Genomic DNA, 18,346 nt, shown 5'->3' on the forward strand with positions numbered 1-18,346 from the left:
TCAACGATGAAAATCAGTTCAAAATTTATTCTCAGTATTGTTACTATCGCCGCTTTAGCGGTGGTGAGTACGGCGGCTGTGATCGCTTCGTTTTCGTCCTATAAAACAGAAGAAATACTGCTGGAAGCGCGTCGAGATCAAATGATTTCCTTACGCAATGTCGCATCCGAAATAGTGAAACAGTATTTTGGGTCATTGGAAAGTCAGTTGCTGAATGTTTCGCAACAACAAGCGCTGATTGATGCAACGCGTAATTTATCATCGTCTTATAAGCCGTTCTCGTTTTTTGTTGGACGAAATGATCGTCAGGGGCAAAAAGATCAACTTGCGAGTTATTATCAGGCCAATATTGCTGGGCAATATAAAAGTCTTCATGCAGGGAAGGCGCTTGATGTAACCACCTTGATTAACCAGATGAGCGAACCGGCGATCGCCTTGCAAGCGCAATATATTGTGAACAACCCGAGTGATATTGACAATAAAGATGAAATGCTTGCTTCATCAGACAAAACTTCTTATACGACAAATCACCAGCGTTATCACCCTTATTTCAGGGCCTTTTTAAAACGTTTTGGCCTGCAAGATATTTTGCTGTTAGACACCAATGGCAGTGTAATTTATTCGGTGAAAAAGCATATTGATTTCGGAATGTCGGTGACTAATCCCATGCTCGCTCAATCTGGATTAGCTGAGGCGTTTAGCCAAGCCTCGAAACTTAAAGGGGATGGACAGAGTTATGCGTTTATTGACTATGCTGCTTACCCTGGAAGTTTAGGTTTACCTACTGGATTTATAGCTGCACCAGTGTATAACAAAACGGAAGCGGTTGGGGTCGTGGTGTTTGCACTTCCTTCCGAAAAATTAACGGCATTGATGACCTATGGTTATAGTTGGCAAGCCTCTGGCTTGGGGAAAACTGGGGAAACTTATTTGGTTGGGCTTGATAACAAACCCAGAAGTGCCAGCCGTTTATTGTTAGAAGAACCGCAAAGCTTTAACTCTTTGATGACCCAGTTAGGCGTGAATCAAACAGAATTGGACGAGATAGTCGCTGCCAAAACCAATGTTGGTTTTCAAACCGTTCAATCGGAAGCTATCCGTCGTGCTTTAAGTGGAGATTCCGGCTCGCTGGTTAATCAAAATTACCGAGGAGAAAAAGCTTTATCGGCTTACGCTCCCATCGAAGTTATGGGTAAGCGTTGGGCGATCCTTAATGAAATCGACATGAATGAAGTGACCTCGAAGCTTTCTGAAATACAGCGATTGATTTTGCTTTATGCAAGCTTGACTGCGCTGTTAGTGATTGTGTTAGGCGGTGTTGCCGGTTACATCATTACCAGGACCATTGTCCGGCCGATCCGAGAAACCAGCCATTCCTTGCTGGATATTGCCGAGGGTGACGGTGATTTAACCCAACGTTTGAACGAACAACGTAAAGATGAGCTCGGCGAGCTTGCCAGTGGCTTTAACCAATTTGTGGCTAAGATCCAGCGAGTGGTTCAAGGCATTCGAGGTTCGGTGGGCACCTTGGCTACAACCGTTGGCGATATGAATAGGATTGTGGAAGAGGGCAGTCAAGCGGCAAACGCACAACAACGCGAAATGGAAATGGTGGTGACCGCTATCAACCAAATGGCGGCTTCGGCACAGGAGGTTGCAGGTAATGCCTTAAACGCGGCAGGGGTTGCACAATCGGCAGATGTTGAGGGGCAGCATGTGCAAACGGTTGTTCAAGAGGCGATTACTTCGATTGAGAATCTTTCTGCAGAAATTGACCAATCTTCAGAAGTCATTAGTGAATTGGAGGGGAATGTTGGCAGCATTGTGACCATTCTGGACGTGATCCGTGGAATTGCAGAACAAACCAATCTCTTGGCACTCAATGCTGCAATTGAATCAGCCCGAGCAGGAGAGCATGGGCGAGGCTTCGCGGTCGTTGCAGATGAAGTTCGTACTTTGGCTAAGAAAACTCAAGACAGTACCGAAGAAATCCAAGCCATGATCGAACGTTTACAAAAAGATACGGTTCGAGCTGTTGATGCAATGGCGTCTAGTAAAGCTAATGGTGGTAAGAGTGCTGATATTGCGCGTAATGTAGGAACATCGTTAATTAAAATTGCGGAAGCGATATCCACCATTAGTGATATGAACGCACAAATTGCTAATGCTTCAGATGAACAGAAAGTTGCGATTGAAGAAATCAACCGCGGTATCGTGACAATTTCTGATTATGGGGAGAAGACTTTAGATGGTGTTAAAGAAATTAGTAAAAGTAGTGCCGGTTTAAGTGTGCTTTCAGAGGACTTAGACGGGCAGGTGAAACAGTTCCGCGTATAGCGCTGTTGTAAGGTGTGATTACGTGGATTAGTGTGAATTAGCTGTATTGTTCATATGCGATCAGACACATCTTAATACAGCTCGCAATCTAAGCTGACAGTTGAGAGTGTGCGTATCTAACGCGCTTTTGTCCCGTTCTGTGTTAGCAACGGGGTAGAAGCTTTCGCCTACGGCGACGTCATTAAGCTTCAACGAGCAAAGCTTAGCGAAGCAAAAAGAAAGCTCGCCCTGCATCTTCTTAAACCCTGCGTGGCTCATTCTCAAGGGCGTTGAAGTAAACACTACGCTCAACAAACAGACTTCAACTTTGCTCCCTTGTTCATTTGCGCGACTCGGCGAAGATGATGGGATTTAAAAGCGTAACCTTGGCTATCGAGAGTATGAAAGGTTTTTGTTTTTAGAATGGGTGTCTAGTTTATTGCATTCGATATACTTTTCTTTGACGAGCAAAGAAAAGTATATCGCCGTCAGGGCGAAACCCTCACTAATAGATCCCCAAAATAAGCTAACTCATTTTGGGGCTGAACCAATTTAGGGCAATCTGTGATATCTAGTCACATCGAGGTAACGAAACTGACAGATAGCATTTAGACTAATTCACGTAATCACTGTTAACACCAAGCGACTTTGTCGTAATCGCTAATTACCAAGGGACTCTGCTGTTGTCGAAAGCATTTTTGAGGCACCCTATACCATCGCTTTATCGCTGGCTTGTTTCACATCATCGCGCCATTTAGAAGCGAGCACCATTAGCCCCAAAAGTCCTCGCTTTGGCTAATGGTGCTATTGTTATGCGCTTTCTCTAATCATCAGTTCATAAGGGAGTGTTTGATGCAAATTGGCTACACCTTTCTGCTCTATCAATGAAATAATCGTGGTGACAGCTAGTTCGGCCATTTCGACTCTAGGGATGCGGATGGTGGTGAGCCTAGGGTTAATTACTTCGGCGAAATCGAGGTCATTAAACCCTACAATATCAATATCTTTGCCAACTTTTATATCGTAGCGCTGACATTGCATGATGGCTCCGGCAGCCATATCGTCATTGACAAAAAATATTGCATCGGTTTCTGGCCATTGATTCAAAATTTCCGAAATGGCATTTGCGCCATTATGAAAAGAGGTTCGTTCTTTGGTATTAATGAATCGATGATAATCTAAGCCATGTTTTTCCATGACCAGTTCCCATGCTGTTTTTCTCAACATTGCCCGTCTATCTAGCCATGTTGAGCAAAACGCAATATTTTTTCGTTCTTTAGAGATCAAGTATTCGGTTAGCTCTGTGGCAGCATCTGACTGGTTGACACCAAAGTTAGCATCGAAGGTTGGCTTATCAAGGATATCCATAATTTCAACGGCTGGAATATTGCTATTCTTGATCATGGTTTGGGTGGCGAGAGAGTGCTCCGTTTCAGTAAAAATAAAACCATCAACATTTCTTGAAAGAAAATTTTCTACGACTTTTTCTTCCCCAAGTGTTGTATAAGATGAATCACCAATGAGTAAGTTATAGCCAAGGCTTTCACAACTAATCTTTGCCGCGCTAATAATCTCGGCAAAAACCGAGTTTGTGAAACTTGGAATGATTAAAACAATTGATTTGCTGGAAGATAACGCAAGCGTTTTTGCCGCTACATTTGGAATATAATTGAGAACTTTACATGCCTCAATCACCTTCGAGTGAACGTCGGCAGATACCCGATTCGGGTTATTTAATGCTCTAGAAATTGTCGACTTGTTTACGCCTAAATATTCAGCAACATCTGCGATGGTGGTTCTTTTATTCATTTATTATTATCCAAGTGTTGAACACACCCATTTATCGGATGCATTCAAATCGCATTTAATATCGTTGTAACTTAGCTCATCGCGCCATTATTAGGATGACCTAAAGCCAGCCGGAGTCCATCGAATAGATCCTTGCTGGCCCAGCCTTGAGGCTCGTATGCTATCTCATTAGTGTAAGTAAGTTCAATATCATTTAATATTCCATGGATCCCGTCCACCTCTATGATTTGGCCATCTTTAATTAAATCTATGCTGCCTCCTTTTTTGGCTTCGGGAGTGATATGAACGACGGCGGGCACCTTTCCTGAAGCGCCAGATAAACGTCCGTCAGTCACTAATGCAACTTGATAGCCTTTATCATAAATAATCCCCAGTAAAGGAATTAGCTTGTGAAGTTCAGGCATACCGTTTGCGGTTGGGCCCTGGTTTTTAACCACGACGACCACATCTTGCCATAGCTCATCGTTTTGGAACGCTTGGTGAACCGCCAGTTGGCTTTCGAACACTCGCGCAGGTGCTTTTACGATCCGTTTCGCTTCGCTAACCGCAGAAACTTTCATGATCCCTTGTCCCAAGTTACCTTGGAGTAATTTTATACCACCGCTTGGGCTGAAGGGATGCTCAACGTCTGCAATGATAGCTCGATCGCTCACTTTTCGTTCTGCTGTGAGGATTTGTTTTGAAATGGGCTGATTGTTAAAACACAGTGCATCGGGGTGTAATAGTCCAGCGCTTAATAATTCGGCCATGATTGCCGAGACCCCACCAGCATCATGAAATTGATTGACGTCTGCTGGTCCATTTGGGTAAATTTTAGCAAGCAAGGGTACAATATCAGAGAGTTGATCAATGTCTTCCCAGCGTAAGTCTATACCCGCCGCTCTCGCAATCGCGACCAGATGCAAAGTATGGTTGGTGGACCCTCCGGTCGCTAACCAGACAACACAAGCATTGATTAACGATTTTTCTGTAATCACTTGGTACAAGGGTAATGCAGTATTATCCAGCAGCCCGGAAACCACTTCGTTAATCACCGAGGATTTATCCATACAAGCTTTGGATAAACCACTATCGATGGGTTGTAACCCAAGTGCTTCCAACATGACTTGATTGGTATTTGCGGTTCCATAAAAAGTGCAGGTCCCTTCACTGTGATAACATTTACACTCCGTGTCGGTGAGTTGTTCCAAATCGATTTCCCCACGATGAAAATCTTGTCTCGCTTTCGATTTTTCAGCATTGCTGATTCCAGTGGACATAGGGCCTGCGGGTAAAAAAGCACTTGGGATATGACCCCTTGATAGGGCGCCAATTAGCATGCCAGGAACAATTTTATCGCAAGTGCCAAGTAAAACAGCTCGGTCTGCAGTGGCACAAGATAAAGGTATCGCGGTTGCCATGGCGATGACGTCTCGGCTCATCAAGGATAGTTCCATTCCTTGATAACCTTGTACTACGCCATCACATATTGCAGGTACGCCCCCAACAAATATCGCACTGTGTCCAAGCTTGGCACTGATTGATTTTATTTTTTCGGGGTAATGACGGTAGGGCGCATGTGCCGAAACCACTTCGTTATATGAGCTGATGATCCCTAAGGTATAACTTGATTTTTGACGAATAATTGTTCGTCGTTGCTCATCAAGTGCGGCAAACACATGTGCTGCATTGCTGGGTTCGATGGAGTGGGTTGACAGTTGGTTTTCTTTCAGATTTTTTAATCGGCTAAGGTATTGAGTTCGGGAAGAAATACTACGCTGTTCGAGATTCTCGGTGATCTTTGCTAATAGCTTATTACACATAATTAAGTTCTCTTAAATTTTTTACAGTGAGTTCTACGACTGCATTTATGTCATTTTCTAGGATTGAAACCTCAATATAATCGATGGGTTCATTGGTACTCGGTTCAATCAAGGTATCAAATTGGCTTCTGAGCATAGAGTCACCATTGAAATAGTGCTCGCCACGTTTTTTCATCCTTTCGCTAATCACTTCGAATGAACCTTTTAGGTAGACAAATAAGCAACTTTCTTGGATCCCAGCCTGAAGTATTTTTCGATACTCAGGCTTTAAACATGAGCAAGCGATTACGAGGTTTTCATTTGAATCAATGCATGCGGTTGCCATTGTATTTAAGGCATCCAACCAAGGTTGCCTATCCACATCATTAAGTGGGATGTTATGTTTCATTTTTGCGATATTAGCTTCAGGATGATAATCGTCTGCATCAATATAAATATATGATAATAAACTAGATATTGACTCTGCCACGGTGCTTTTACCAGATCCGGAAACACCCATTATAAAGAGTATTTTCTTTTTCATCAATTTGTCTCACCTCACACTTTTTAAAAGTAACCCTTCCAATATAGCTGATCGATATCTAACATGGCAAGCGGTTGCCTTGTTTTGTTTTGAGATGAGGAAGCAAATGTCAATAGGTAATAATATGAAAGTTAAATCGATAAAAGTTTTTGGTAAAGGAGAGGTTGGCCTTGAAGAAACCTCATTTGCGGTTACCGCGGATGAAACGCTTGTACGAGTGACTCGAGGCGGAATATGTGGTTCCGATATTCATTACTATCAACATGGCGGGATAGGCGATTTTAGTTTGTGCCACCCGATGACTCTTGGACATGAAGTCATCGGTCGTATTCATCAAAGCGGACAGACGGTTGCTGTCAATCCAAGTAAAGCATGTGGTAAGTGTTTTTATTGTGAAAGCGGTAATTCTAACCAATGTGTGAATATGGAGTTCTTTGGTAGTGCGATGCGTAACCCCCATGTAGATGGCGGATTTTCGGAATATTTGAGCGTTAGCAAACAGCAGCTTGTTCCCTATGACGACACTATTAGTGACGATGTGATGGCTTTTTCCGAGCCACTTTCGGTTGCGATCCATGCCATCAATCAGGCCGGTGGTGTGTTGGGGAAAAGGGTTTTGGTGACCGGATGTGGCCCCATTGGTTGTCTCATTATTGCAGCCTGCCAAGCTGCTGGCGCAAGTGAAATCATTGGTACTGATTTGAGCGAGCGCTGTAGAGATATTGCTCTTGAGATGGGGGCCGACAAAGTTTACTCCCCATTAGAAAGCTTGCCGACAGAATACACTGCCGATAAAGGCTATTTTGATGTGTCTTTCGAAGCTTCTGCTGCTGTGCAGGCTTTTCATGGCTGCATTGATATGACTCGCGCGAAGGGAGCATTAGTTCTGGTTGGGATGCGACCCGGCATGGTGGATTTCCCATTAACAAAATGTCTGGCTAAAGAAATCAACATTCGCGGGACTTTTCGATTTGTAAGCGAATTTGAAACTGCAGTGAGATGGCTTGAGAAAGGGAAAGTCAATCCACTTCCACTGCTTACACGAGTATTTCCATTTACCCAAATAATTGACGCTTTAAAGCTGGCTGAAGATAAAACTTCGGCAATGAAAGTTCAATTATCATTTGAGAGACAAGATGAAAAATTTATTTGATTTGAGCGGAAAAATAGCACTGATTACGGGTGCTGCACAGGGCATTGGTAATCTTTTAGCCAAAGGTTTGGCTGAACACGGTGCCACCATTGTGATTAACGATATTACTCAAGAAAGAGCAGAAAATGCAGCCAAGGAATTGGTTGATTTGGGGTTTCTTGCATATGGCATTGCATTTGATGTTACGAATAAGCAAGAAATTGTTGATTCCATTAAAAGAATCGAAATGGAAATTGGTGAAATTGGTATTTTAATCAATAACGCCGGTATTCAGCGAAGACATCCTTTTCTTGAGTTTCCTGAACAAGACTGGGATGACGTGATTCAAGTTAACCAAAAGGCCGTCTTTTTGATGATGCAAGAAGTTGGCAAATATATGGTTGAGCGACAGTGTGGAAAAATAATAAATATCGGTTCCATGCAAAGTGAATTAGGCCGAGATACCATTACTCCTTATGCCGCATCTAAAGGTGCAGTGAAAATGCTGACTCGTGGTGGGTGCGTTGAATTAGCAAGACATAATATTCAAGTGAATGGTATTGCTCCAGGATATTTTATTACAGAGCTAACCAAACCCTTGGTTGAAAATAAAGAGTTTACGGATTGGCTTTGTAAAAGAACTCCGGCAGATCGTTGGGGTAAACCTGAAGAACTAATTGGTGCTGCTGTATATTTGTCGTCGGCAGCTTCTGATTTTGTTAATGGGCATCTATTGTTTGTTGATGGTGGGATGCTCGCCGCTGTGTAGTGATTAAAATAATAACCTAATTAAAACGTGAAGGTAATAAAATGAAAATAAAACAATTTGCTTTAACTATATCGTCAATTCTATTGGCGGGTTCAGCTTTGGCTGCTGATATTAGCTTGAACTTTCAAAGTTCTAATTTTACAGGAGAACAGGTTTATACGGTTCAAAAGAAATGGACGGATACTGTAGAGAAATCATCTAACGGTCGTATTCATATTGATTTGCTACCCTTAGATTCAGTATTAAAATCATCAGATATGTTAACTGGTGTTCGCAATGGCATTATTGATGGCGCAATTGCAACCGCTGCAATGTATTCTGGAGAGGACCCAGGATTTGGCTTAATTGGCGATACTATTTCAGCTTGGAATAGTGATGAAGATATTCTCAAGTTCTACTACTACGGCGGAGGTCTGGAGGTGGTAGATAAGATTTTTCAAGCTTATGGTGCGAAGTTAATTGGTGTTTCTGTGACTGGCTCTGAATCCTTGCCTTCAAAAGTTAAGTTGGAAAAGGTTGAAGACTTTAAAGGGGTTAAAATGCGAGCGCCTTCAGGACCGATCCAAAAACTCTTTGCTAGGATGGGGGCCGCTCCAGTTGGTTTACCGGGTTCTGAGATATATACCGCACTTGAAAAAGGGATCATCGATGCCGCCGATTTCTCTACCTTTGCAAACAACCAAAAGCAAGGGGTTCACGATATAGCGAAGTACCCAATCTACCCCGGTATACATTCTTCACCCACTGTACACGTTATTATGAATCTGAAAAAGTGGAATGCTTTACCAGAAGATGATCAAAGCTTCCTCGTCGAGCATTTTAAAGGTATGGCCCTCGAATCACTATTACAGGCTCACTATGAAGACCGGATTGCTTATGGTGAAGCAATTAAAGAAGGGGTGACGCCGATAGCTTGGGAACAAAAAGAAATTGATAAGGTTAGAGCTTACGCAAAAGCGATTTGGAAAGAAACTGCAGATAACTCAGAAATAGGGAAGATGTATTACGATGTTCTTATTAAATATCTTGATTCTCAAGGTATGCTATAAAACATAATATTGTAAGTTATTAATGGCAGGCGAGTCCTGCCATTAATTTTAAAATGGAAGGTTTATATGAAAAGGTCTTTTTCTGAAAAAATAGATCATCTTTGTGTTAGTGCTGGGGAATGGGTTTCAATCCTGTTTATTGTTGTTGTGGTAATTGGTTTTTTTGAAGTTGTTATGCGTTACGTATTTAACAGTCCAACGAATTGGGTTCATGAAACGACTACATTTTTAGTGAGTATCTCACTTATTTATGGAGGTGTATCTTGTTATGCAAGTAATAAACATATCTGTATGGACTTTATTCGTCAAAGATTTAGAAGAAAAACACAGTGGTGGATGGAATTACTTGTTGAACTATTAACCTTTGTTTTTATGTTGATGCTAACTTACGGATCTTTTTGTGCAACTAAAGATGCGTTCTTTTCTCCTTTCGGTAAATTTAAAATGCAGACTTCTGGGAGTGTTATCGATACTCCATTTCCTGCATTAAACAAAGGATTCTTTTTCCTTTCATGTCTGGTGATGCTACTGCTTTGTGTCACTCATATTTACCGCCATATTGTTAAACGAAATGATCGATTAAATTTGGGGAATCACAATGCTTAGTGTGGTTGGTATTGGAATGGGGACAGCGATTATTTTCGCTGCAATGATTTTTCTTTTATTCATAGGGATGCCTCTCGGATTTCTTACGGGGCTTGTTGCTCTTTCCTTTTCATATCTTTGGTTTGATACGACGGTCATTATGCAAATGGTATCGTCTCGGGTCACCGACTTTACTTCATCGTATACTTTTGTAGCTGTGCCGATGTTTGTGTTAATGGCTACCATGCTCGATAAAACTGGCATTGCCAGAGATCTATACAATGCGATGCGAGTTTTGGCGGGCAGAATAAAAGGTGGAGTGGCCCTACAGAGTATGATGGTGGCTGTATTGCTGGCATCGATGTCCGGTATTATTGGCGGAGAAACGGTGCTCCTAGGGATGCTTGCTTTACCGCAAATGTTACGCTTGGGCTATAACCAGAACTTGGCGATTGGTACTGTCGTTGCCGGCGGTGCTTTAGGCACGATGGTTCCGCCAAGTATTGTACTGATTATTTATGGCATGACCGCCAATGTGTCTATTGGTGATCTATTTTTGGCCTCAGTCCCCGCAGCGGTATTACTTTCTAGTCTTTACATGTTGTATATCTTGATCCTATGTCATATTAACCCAAGCTATGGTCCGGCGATGGATGCAAGCGAATTAGAAGGTTTAAGTCGAGAAGATAAAAAGAAAATTGCGAAGGATATTGCGATACCAGTTGCGATTGCCGGATGGATATTAGGCAGCATTTACGGGGGAATTGCGTCGGTTACTGAATCAGCCTGTGTTGGGGTCGTCGGGGTCGCGATTGCGGCTTGGTACCGTAATGAGCTTAACTTGAATATCATTTTTGACGCCTTAAAACATACCCTAAAAACCGTCGGGATGATTATCTGGGTTGGTATTGGTGCCACGATGATCATTGGGGTATATAACCTGATGGGGGGAGATAAATACATTGCAGATCTATTTATTGGTTTAGATGCGCCGCCAATTTTTACCATTCTAATCATGATGGGCGTTTTGTTGGTACTGGGTATGTTCCTCGATTGGATTGGCGTTGCTATGCTAACCATGCCCATATTTGTTCCCATCATTATCGCATTAGGTTACGACCCGGTCTGGTTTGGGGTTCTATTCTGCGTCAACATGCAGGTCTCATTCTTAAGCCCACCATTTGGTCCAGCGGCATTTTACCTCAAGAGTGTAGCCCCGGCTGGTATCGAACTCACTGATATATTCAAATCCGTCTGGCCGTTTATTTGTATGCAGATAGCCGTATTAGCTTTGCTGCTCACTTTCCCTGAAATTGTGACTGTTTTATTGTGAGGTAAGTATGTCTGATTTATTGAACAAGCTTTCGAAGCTTAAAGTTGTCCCAGTGATTGTTGTTGAGCATGCTCAGGATATATTGCCTTTAGGCAAAATACTTGTTGATAACCATTTACCCGTAGCAGAAATAACCTATCGCTCATTCGCCGCTGAAAATGCAATTAAGGCATTGCGCGAGTCACAGCCTAAGATGTTGATTGGTGCAGGCACAGTGTTGAATGAAGCGCAGGTGATATCGGCCAAAAATGCGGGAGCAGATTTTATTGTTTCACCAGGCATTAATCCTAAAACCATTGAGGCATGTATCCACCATAACATTCCGATTATTCCAGGCATTAGTCGCCCTTCAGATGTTGAATTGGCCTTGAATTATGGCATTCATCTCGTGAAGTATTTCCCGGCGGAGGCCTCTGGCGGGATCCCCATGCTTAAAGCCTTACTTGGTCCTTATTCTATGTTGAATATTATGCCGACAGGCGGGATTTCGGAAGGTAACATTAATGATTATCTTGCTATCGATGCGGTTGTTGCCTGTGGTGGCTCATGGATGGTTGATAAGCAACTCATTCAACAATCTGACTGGGATAGCGTGAGTGAATTGGTGAAACGCACTGTTGCGCTGGTTAACCAAGCGTGATGCCTAAGCCAAGTCATCATCTCTGCTGAGCCGCACCATATACCTTGTGAATCTAAATTGATTCACAAGGTATATATTCGTTATCAGTTGTTTGTCATCAGCTCTTAGATGGCCCTTCCAGAATTTTAGACATATTGAAGCCTGAAATACTAAAGCCTAGTGCTTGGTAGAGTTTGAGCGCGCGTTTATTCTGGTAAGCAACTCTAAGCTTGATCTGTTTTATACTCTGCTGCTGAAGCTGAGCTTCTAGAAGCGCAATCGCTTGCTTAGCATAACCTCGACCTCGATAGGTTTCGTTAACATAAAAGTCATAGATGAATGTTGCCTGGTCCTCTGTGTTAATGGCATGCCATAAATAGCCCACCACATTTGATTGACTGTCTATGCTGATTTCAAGACATAATAAGGCGTGTTGTTTGGTATCTAGACCATTTGGAAAGCTAAGCTGTAATGCTTTTTGTGCCATCTCGATTGCAAGGTCTATCGGGTGACCATAATTTTCTGCAATTTCACGGCTGTAATCATCAATGAAATACTCACAATATGCGGGGTACTCATTTTGTTTCATTGGCCTAAGAGTAAGCATCTTTTTCCTTTTTCCTTTTTCCTTTTTCCTTTTTCATTGTAGAGCTAATAGTCGCGTTCAACCTTAGCGATTCTAGTTTTAAATGATGAATACCAATGCTCTCGACCCATTTTTTGAGCTTGCTGATGTTCTATATTGGCTTTCCAATGTTTGATTGAGTCAAGATCGGACCAGTATGAAACCGTAATCCCTAGTTCTTCTCTGGCAGACTCAATGCCAATAAAGCCAGCTTGCTTGGAAGCAAGTGTAAACATTTTTTCGGCCATTTCAGCATAGCCCTGATCACCTGCCGTGCGAAGAGAGGTAAAAATGACGGCGTAATAAGGTGGTGCTGGTGTCTCGGCAATTAACGACATATGCGCTCCTGATGTTATTTAAGGCTGTTTGGTCACTGCTCAATATAACTCTCTCCAATAATCGTAGCGATGTTTGCTCCACTTGGTTTGACGGCATTGATCATGGTATTTGATAGGATTTGATTGTTAGATGCTTACAAAGCTGATCTTTACGAGTTTAATAGACTCAACATCTTGTCAATGACTTAAGCCTGAGAGGAGGATAGCAAGAACTTATTGGCGGCTAAAGTCTTATACTCATCTAACTCATTGTCGGTTCATTCTCGCAGCTATAAATCAGCGCTTACTGCATTATTTTTTTGTCATTGGAGCCACTCGTTAGCGCACTCTATCTCTGGTTATTGGCAGATTTATTCTGTGCAATAAGTTGATCTGATTACTCATTCGCTTGATATTAAGGGGCTTTAACAAACGCGGTGCAATATAAAATGCTAGATAAGCTGAAAGCTGAGTGGGCGTATTTAGAGATTTTCACGCTTTAGGTTTTGTTGTGTAGTCGCCAAATCAAGCTGAGTCAGCTGGGACGCTATTCTGCTTGATTTAGCTATCGAGCAGCGTGGCTTTCGCTATCGCGCAAACCACGCGCTGAATTGACCTTATCTAATTAGATAGTTCAATCTTGTTATAGTCGATGGTATTCCCTTTTGGTGAACATTTTATTTTGACGACTTGGCGATAGTGGGTCAGTAAAATATAGCCAAAGCAGCCTAAGATGAGTCCTATCGCTAATGCGCCAACCCACTGGATTTGTAGAAAATCTAGTTTGAATAATAGTGTGAGCCCACTGAGTACGGCAATATTACCGATAATATAGCTTGTTTTGCCAAAGCGCTGTACGGTTAAATTTAGGTTATCAGTATACAAGCGCACCAATGAATCAAGCGAATTGATCACAAATGTTACCCCAACAAATACCATTGCTAAATTGTAAAATCCCGCTACAGGAATTGCATTGACACTATAGTAATATAGTACCGTGAACCAAATGGCGATAGGGATCGATGGGAATACCATCATCGCAATTAACACTTGATAAGTTCTAAATCCGCCGACAAAACGTGCGGTAAACTGACCAATCATAATGCTCCAAGCAAACCACCAAAATAAGTAAAATTCATGGTAGTCGTTAATCGGTAAGACAAAGTGATGTAGATTGGCAAAATAATCCCCAATTAGCGCAAAGGTTGAGAAGAATTCACCAAGACCCGAACCATCGGCAAGGAATGCGCCAGCCCACATTAAGCCGATTAAAGCTAAAAACAGCCAGCTGCTCGCCAAGCTTAAAACTCTTACGTAGCGAATGTTGGTACTCGAATATACCGCCGTGGCAATCACCAATAATACGATTAGATAAAAACTGCCTACGATGGTCTCGCCATCACCCAACTCTGGTAAATACCAGGGTAGATTCACCAGTAATAAGTAAGCAGTAAAGGCGCAGGTACCAATGATGACAATGTTGTTGATGAGTTTAATCAACGGGATTTCGAAAAACTTAACTCTGGGCTCTATCACACAAAAGTAGAAGCAGGTTAAGAAATAGAATGCCCAAATAAAGAAACCCCAAAAACCAAATTCTATCGCTAATGGATTACTGAAGGCGTATTCAGGGTTGGTCACTAAATCCGCGTATCCAGAAAACTCGGTGAGTGGGAACATGATAAGCCCGACATCTAATCCCGAGGTAAATAGGATGGCGATAAAGGTAAACTTACGCACCGGAGTGACCCCAATACACTGGATGTTTCCCCAACGGTAAATGATAAATGCAATGGCAACGAAGGTAAATAAAATGCCGATAGATAGCCAAGTCGTCATCATTTGGCCTCCGAAGGTATATAACTAGCAAACATAATTAATTCCTTATTTTATGTTTTAACTGCCAGGTCTCAATTTTTAATAAAGGCTTTTGCCATCAGACCTTAAGTATCGTGCGGACGATAGTTAAAACCTGATAAATTGAACTTAGCTAAGGGACCATTTGCGAAATCGCGTCGGTTGGTCCGTTACCGCATATTTGTGATAAGCGAGGCGAACCCCCACTTATTACAATAAAATGATAGCGATGGCTGATTAGCTGGCCGGCCGTTTTGCAGCCCGTAAGCGCTGATTATTTTGCCAGTCTTCTGCAACCACGACTTCAGCAGTGCTAGGCGCCAGAGTTGCTACACCTAAAACCATATCTGCGGCGCGCTCGGCCAGCATAATGGTGGGTGAATTCAAGTTGCCATTCGGGATGGTTGGAAAAATTGAAGAATCAATCACCCTAAGGCCCTCAATCCCATGAACCTTTGTTTCTGAGTTCACCACTGACATCTCATCTTCACCCATTTTGCAGGAACAAGACGGATGATAAGCACTCTCTACCGAATTTCTGACAAAGCGGTCAATTTCCTCATCGCTTTGTACGGTTAATCCAGGCTGAATTTCTTCACCGCGATATTCGTCTAAGCCTGGTTGATTAATGATTTCTCGGGTTAAACGAACACAGGCTCGAAAACCTTCGATGTCGTCTTGATGAGATAAATAATTAAATTGAATTTTCGGTGCTGTATGTGGGTCGCTAGAAACCACTTTCACAAAACCTCGACTCTTGGGTTTGTTATGACCGATATGCACCTGAAAACCGTGGCCGGCAAAGGCTTCTTTTCCATCGTAGCGCATCGCTGCCGGTAGAAAGTGATATTGTAGATCGGGCCACTCTAAGTTTGCTTTGGAACGAATAAAGCCACATGACTCAAAATGGTTGGTTGCACCTAAACCCGACTTATTCAGGATCCAACGGGTTCCAATTAACATTTTGTTCCAAGGGTCCAGCTTTCCATTAAGAGATATTGGTTTTAAACACTTAAATTGAAAATAGAACTCGAGGTGATCTTGCAGGTTTTCGCCCACACCGGGTAGCTGGTGAATTTGTTCTATGCCAGCTTTGGCTAAAGTACTCGCTTCACCAATGCCCGAAAGCTGTAATATATGTGGAGAACCGATGGAACCAGCAGATAACAAGACTTCTTTATCACTAAATACATCAATGACTTGTCCTTTACGCTCGTAGCGCACGCCGACCGCGGTTTTACCTTCAAATAATACTTTGTGCACCAAGGCATGGGTAATCACTGTTAGGTTATCACGCTGCATAGCGGGGCGGAGGTAGGCATTTGCGGTCGACCAACGAACACCATTTTTTACCGTCATATGCATCGGGCCAAAACCTTCTTGTTGCCCGCCATTATAGTCTGCAGTCGCCAAATAGCCGGCGTCTACCCCTGCATTTACAAATGCTTGATACAAGGGGTTCTTCATTTGATTGCCGTTATTGACCGCAAGTGGCCCCGTATCTCCTCGGTATTGATTACCGCCAAATGACCAAGTTTCGGCTTTCTTGAAATAGGGCAAACAATGCGCATAATCCCAATTCTTTGCCCCATGTTGCTGCCATTCGTCAAAATCGCGCGCATGACCTCGCACATAGACCATGCCATTTATCGATGACGAGCCGCCCAGTACTTTTCCTCGAGGACAATGCATACGGCGCTTGTCTAAAAATGGTTCTGCTTCGGTTTCAAACTGCCAGGCATATTTTTTAGTATTCATCGGAATGGATAATGCGGTTGGCATTTGAATAAAAATACTTTTGTCACTGCCTCCAGTTTCTAATAGCAATACCCGATTGCTCGGATCTGCTGATAAACGATTGGCCAGCACACAGCCAGCACTACCCGCGCCTACAATGATGTAATCTTGCTGAGCGTTGCTCATATTTATTCCTTAAAATGGGCTTTCAAGTGGCTGCATGCCCACATAGACCGCTTTAGTTTGGGTATACGCTTTTAATGTTTCGCTGCCATTTTCTCGGCCAATACCAGACATTTTATAGCCACCCACTGGCATTTCAGCTGGTGAAGCACCATAGGCATTGATCCAGCAAATTCCAGCTTGCAACTGATGTATCACTCGATGTGCACGGTTAATATCTTGAGTAAATACGCCAGCGGCTAAACCTAGTTGGGTATGATTTGCCCGCTCAATCACTTCGTCTTCTTCGCTAAACGTTAGTATCGACATCACCGGGCCAAATATTTCTTCTTTTGACAAAGTCATATCGTCGGTGCAATCCGTGAAAATTGTTGGCGCAACAAAGAAACCATCGGGTGCATTTTCTGGTTGTAAGGCGCAACCACCAGTGAGTAGTGTCGCCCCTTCAGCTTTGCCAATTTCGATGTAATCGAGGACTTTCTGTTGATGTGCTTTTGATATCAGCGCACCAAAATTGGTGTTTGGATCCATCGGATCGCCGCAAACAATGTTTTGTTCGGTGCGCGCGATTAAACGCTCGATAAAACGAGGGTAAATATCTTGTTGCACAAACACTCGAGTGCCATTGGTACAGATTTCACCCTGAGTATAAAAATTACCTAACATGGCCGCAGAAACAGCATTGTCTAGATCTGCATCATTAAAGATGATCAGCGGTGATTTACCGCCTAACTCCATGGTGACTTGTTTTAATGAGCTAGCAGAAGCTTGCATCACTTTTTTGCCAGTGCCTACTTCACCAGTAAAAGACACTTTGGCAATATCTTGGTGCCCTGTTAACCAAGCGCCAACTTGAGCATCGCCTTGAACCACATTAAACACGCCATCGGGAAGACCTGCCTGAGTCAAAATTTCAGCTAAGCGCATTGCGCCGCGCGGGGTTTCCTCTGAGGGTTTAAAAATCATGGCATTGCCACAGGCCAGTGCAGGGGCCGCTTTCCAGCAAGCAATTTGCAGAGGATAGTTCCAAGCGCCAATTCCCGCACAAATTCCAAGAGGCTCACGGCGGGTATAATAAAAATCATCGCCAATCGGCTGCTGACTTCCTTCAATACTCGGCGCTAAGCCTGCAAAAAATTCAATTGAATCGGCACCCGTCACGACATCAACCACCGATGCTTCTTGCCATGGTTTGCCGGTATCTAGGACTTCAAGCGCAGCGAGTTCATCGTTGTATTCGCGCAATAAAGCCACGGCTTTTAACAAAATACGACTGCGTTCGATTGGGAGCATTTTTGACCATGCGCGAAACCCAGATTGAGCACTCTTTATGGCCGCTTCTTGAATCGCTTGATTGGCCGTTTCAACCAGGTAGCTGACGCGACCAGTTGCCGGGTTAATGACTTCAAATGTTTCACCCGTACCATTAGATATATATTGACCATGAACATAGTTTTGATAAACGACTAACGATGGCATCAAGGTTTCTCCATACTGGCCAATTACTGCTTTAGTTCTCGTTTTCATACCGCTGCAGAGTTGCCTGTATTTTTAAGTTGTTGTATCAGCGCGACATCAAAAGTGCGGCTGTAATTAGATATGTTATACCGAGTGATTTGGCATAGATAAGCCTAAGCTTCGTTTAAAAAACAATCAGCTGGGTGTTTATTTGATTACGATCCTAATGATT

At 42.9% G+C, this 18,346-nt stretch carries 15 protein-coding genes; 7 read left to right on the forward strand and 8 right to left on the reverse strand.

The window, feature by feature from the left end; all coding sequences use genetic code 11:
* The first annotated feature begins 6 nt into the window (after positions 1 to 6).
* Positions 7 to 2,337, forward strand: a complete 2,331-nt coding sequence (locus ACRRSW_RS06650) for a methyl-accepting chemotaxis protein (RefSeq protein WP_432453988.1) — start codon at positions 7 to 9, stop codon at positions 2,335 to 2,337.
* A gap of 789 nt (positions 2,338 to 3,126) precedes the next feature.
* On the opposite strand, the gene ACRRSW_RS06655 is transcribed toward ACRRSW_RS06650, so the two are convergent.
* The 3 genes from ACRRSW_RS06655 to ACRRSW_RS06665 form a co-directional block, all read right to left on the reverse strand.
* The gene (locus ACRRSW_RS06655; RefSeq protein ID WP_432453987.1) at positions 3,127 to 4,125 is read right to left on the reverse strand and encodes a LacI family DNA-binding transcriptional regulator; all 999 of its coding nucleotides are present in this window, start codon (positions 4,123 to 4,125) and stop codon (positions 3,127 to 3,129) included.
* Between the two features lie 71 nt (positions 4,126 to 4,196).
* The gene (locus ACRRSW_RS06660; RefSeq protein ID WP_432453986.1) at positions 4,197 to 5,927 is read right to left on the reverse strand and encodes a dihydroxy-acid dehydratase domain-containing protein; all 1,731 of its coding nucleotides are present in this window, start codon (positions 5,925 to 5,927) and stop codon (positions 4,197 to 4,199) included.
* The gene (locus ACRRSW_RS06665; RefSeq protein WP_432453985.1) at positions 5,920 to 6,450 is read right to left on the reverse strand and encodes a gluconokinase; all 531 of its coding nucleotides are present in this window, start codon (positions 6,448 to 6,450) and stop codon (positions 5,920 to 5,922) included. Before ACRRSW_RS06665 ends, ACRRSW_RS06660 begins: the two co-directional genes overlap by 8 nt.
* A gap of 79 nt (positions 6,451 to 6,529) precedes the next feature.
* Between ACRRSW_RS06665 and ACRRSW_RS06670 the strand changes: the two genes are divergently transcribed.
* The 6 genes from ACRRSW_RS06670 to ACRRSW_RS06695 all read left to right on the forward strand — a co-directional run bounded on the left by ACRRSW_RS06670 (position 6,530) and on the right by ACRRSW_RS06695 (position 11,958).
* Positions 6,530 to 7,603, forward strand: coding sequence for a zinc-binding dehydrogenase (locus ACRRSW_RS06670; protein WP_432453984.1), 1,074 nt, complete (start codon positions 6,530 to 6,532; stop codon positions 7,601 to 7,603).
* Positions 7,587 to 8,351, forward strand: a complete 765-nt coding sequence (gene idnO, locus ACRRSW_RS06675; protein WP_432453983.1) for a gluconate 5-dehydrogenase — start codon at positions 7,587 to 7,589, stop codon at positions 8,349 to 8,351. The genes ACRRSW_RS06670 and idnO overlap by 17 nt, the downstream gene beginning before the upstream one ends.
* Before the next feature lie 41 nt (positions 8,352 to 8,392).
* Entirely contained in the window at positions 8,393 to 9,400 is a 1,008-nt protein-coding gene (locus ACRRSW_RS06680) for a TRAP transporter substrate-binding protein (protein WP_432453982.1), read from the forward strand.
* 66 nt (positions 9,401 to 9,466) lie between these two features.
* Positions 9,467 to 10,006, forward strand: a complete 540-nt coding sequence (locus ACRRSW_RS06685) for a TRAP transporter small permease subunit (protein WP_432453981.1) — start codon at positions 9,467 to 9,469, stop codon at positions 10,004 to 10,006.
* Positions 9,999 to 11,318, forward strand: a complete 1,320-nt coding sequence (locus ACRRSW_RS06690) for a TRAP transporter large permease (RefSeq protein ID WP_432453980.1) — start codon at positions 9,999 to 10,001, stop codon at positions 11,316 to 11,318. Before ACRRSW_RS06685 ends, ACRRSW_RS06690 begins: the two co-directional genes overlap by 8 nt.
* A 7-nt stretch (positions 11,319 to 11,325) precedes the next feature.
* Entirely contained in the window at positions 11,326 to 11,958 is a 633-nt protein-coding gene (locus ACRRSW_RS06695) for a bifunctional 4-hydroxy-2-oxoglutarate aldolase/2-dehydro-3-deoxy-phosphogluconate aldolase (RefSeq protein WP_432458939.1), read from the forward strand.
* A 97-nt stretch (positions 11,959 to 12,055) separates the two neighbouring features.
* Here the strand turns inward: ACRRSW_RS06695 and ACRRSW_RS06700 are convergent, their stop codons facing one another.
* From ACRRSW_RS06700 to betB, 5 genes are all read right to left on the reverse strand, one after another.
* Positions 12,056 to 12,544, reverse strand: coding sequence for a GNAT family N-acetyltransferase (locus ACRRSW_RS06700; protein WP_432458940.1), 489 nt, complete (start codon positions 12,542 to 12,544; stop codon positions 12,056 to 12,058).
* A 44-nt stretch (positions 12,545 to 12,588) separates the two neighbouring features.
* Complete coding sequence (locus tag ACRRSW_RS06705) at positions 12,589 to 12,900, reverse strand: antibiotic biosynthesis monooxygenase family protein (protein ID WP_432458941.1); 312 nt, start codon at positions 12,898 to 12,900, stop codon at positions 12,589 to 12,591.
* Between the two features lie 600 nt (positions 12,901 to 13,500).
* Positions 13,501 to 14,718 carry a BCCT family transporter gene (locus tag ACRRSW_RS06710; RefSeq protein ID WP_432461100.1) on the reverse strand — a complete coding sequence of 406 codons (1,218 nt, stop codon included), beginning with the start codon at positions 14,716 to 14,718 and terminating at the stop codon, positions 13,501 to 13,503.
* A 255-nt stretch (positions 14,719 to 14,973) separates the two neighbouring features.
* Positions 14,974 to 16,659 (reverse strand): choline dehydrogenase, encoded by a 1,686-nt coding sequence (gene betA / locus ACRRSW_RS06715; RefSeq protein WP_432458942.1) that lies wholly within the window; start codon positions 16,657 to 16,659, stop codon positions 14,974 to 14,976.
* A 9-nt stretch (positions 16,660 to 16,668) separates the two neighbouring features.
* Positions 16,669 to 18,135, reverse strand: a complete 1,467-nt coding sequence (gene betB, locus ACRRSW_RS06720) for a betaine-aldehyde dehydrogenase (RefSeq protein ID WP_432458943.1) — start codon at positions 18,133 to 18,135, stop codon at positions 16,669 to 16,671.
* Between the last annotated feature and the right edge of the window lie 211 nt (positions 18,136 to 18,346).

The organism is Agarivorans sp. QJM3NY_25 (assembly GCF_050870875.2).
Taxonomy (GTDB): domain Bacteria; phylum Pseudomonadota; class Gammaproteobacteria; order Enterobacterales; family Celerinatantimonadaceae; genus Agarivorans.

Bases quoted from the DNA above. Each gene is read 5' to 3' on its own strand.
- ACRRSW_RS06650 (WP_432453988.1), top strand. From the start codon at position 7: ATGAAAATCAGTTCAAAATTTATTCTCAGTATTGTTACTATCGCCGCT.
- ACRRSW_RS06655 (WP_432453987.1), bottom strand. From the start codon at position 4,125: ATGAATAAAAGAACCACCATCGCAGATGTTGCTGAATATTTAGGCGTA.
- ACRRSW_RS06660 (WP_432453986.1), bottom strand. From the start codon at position 5,927: ATGTGTAATAAGCTATTAGCAAAGATCACCGAGAATCTCGAACAGCGT.
- ACRRSW_RS06665 (WP_432453985.1), bottom strand. From the start codon at position 6,450: ATGAAAAAGAAAATACTCTTTATAATGGGTGTTTCCGGATCTGGTAAA.
- idnO (WP_432453983.1), top strand. From the start codon at position 7,587: ATGAAAAATTTATTTGATTTGAGCGGAAAAATAGCACTGATTACGGGT.
- ACRRSW_RS06680 (WP_432453982.1), top strand. From the start codon at position 8,393: ATGAAAATAAAACAATTTGCTTTAACTATATCGTCAATTCTATTGGCG.
- ACRRSW_RS06685 (WP_432453981.1), top strand. From the start codon at position 9,467: ATGAAAAGGTCTTTTTCTGAAAAAATAGATCATCTTTGTGTTAGTGCT.
- ACRRSW_RS06690 (WP_432453980.1), top strand. From the start codon at position 9,999: ATGCTTAGTGTGGTTGGTATTGGAATGGGGACAGCGATTATTTTCGCT.
- ACRRSW_RS06695 (WP_432458939.1), top strand. From the start codon at position 11,326: ATGTCTGATTTATTGAACAAGCTTTCGAAGCTTAAAGTTGTCCCAGTG.
- ACRRSW_RS06700 (WP_432458940.1), bottom strand. From the start codon at position 12,544: ATGCTTACTCTTAGGCCAATGAAACAAAATGAGTACCCCGCATATTGT.
- ACRRSW_RS06705 (WP_432458941.1), bottom strand. From the start codon at position 12,900: ATGTCGTTAATTGCCGAGACACCAGCACCACCTTATTACGCCGTCATT.
- ACRRSW_RS06710 (WP_432461100.1), bottom strand. From the start codon at position 14,718: ATGACGACTTGGCTATCTATCGGCATTTTATTTACCTTCGTTGCCATT.
- betA (WP_432458942.1), bottom strand. From the start codon at position 16,659: ATGAGCAACGCTCAGCAAGATTACATCATTGTAGGCGCGGGTAGTGCT.
- betB (WP_432458943.1), bottom strand. From the start codon at position 18,135: ATGCCATCGTTAGTCGTTTATCAAAACTATGTTCATGGTCAATATATA.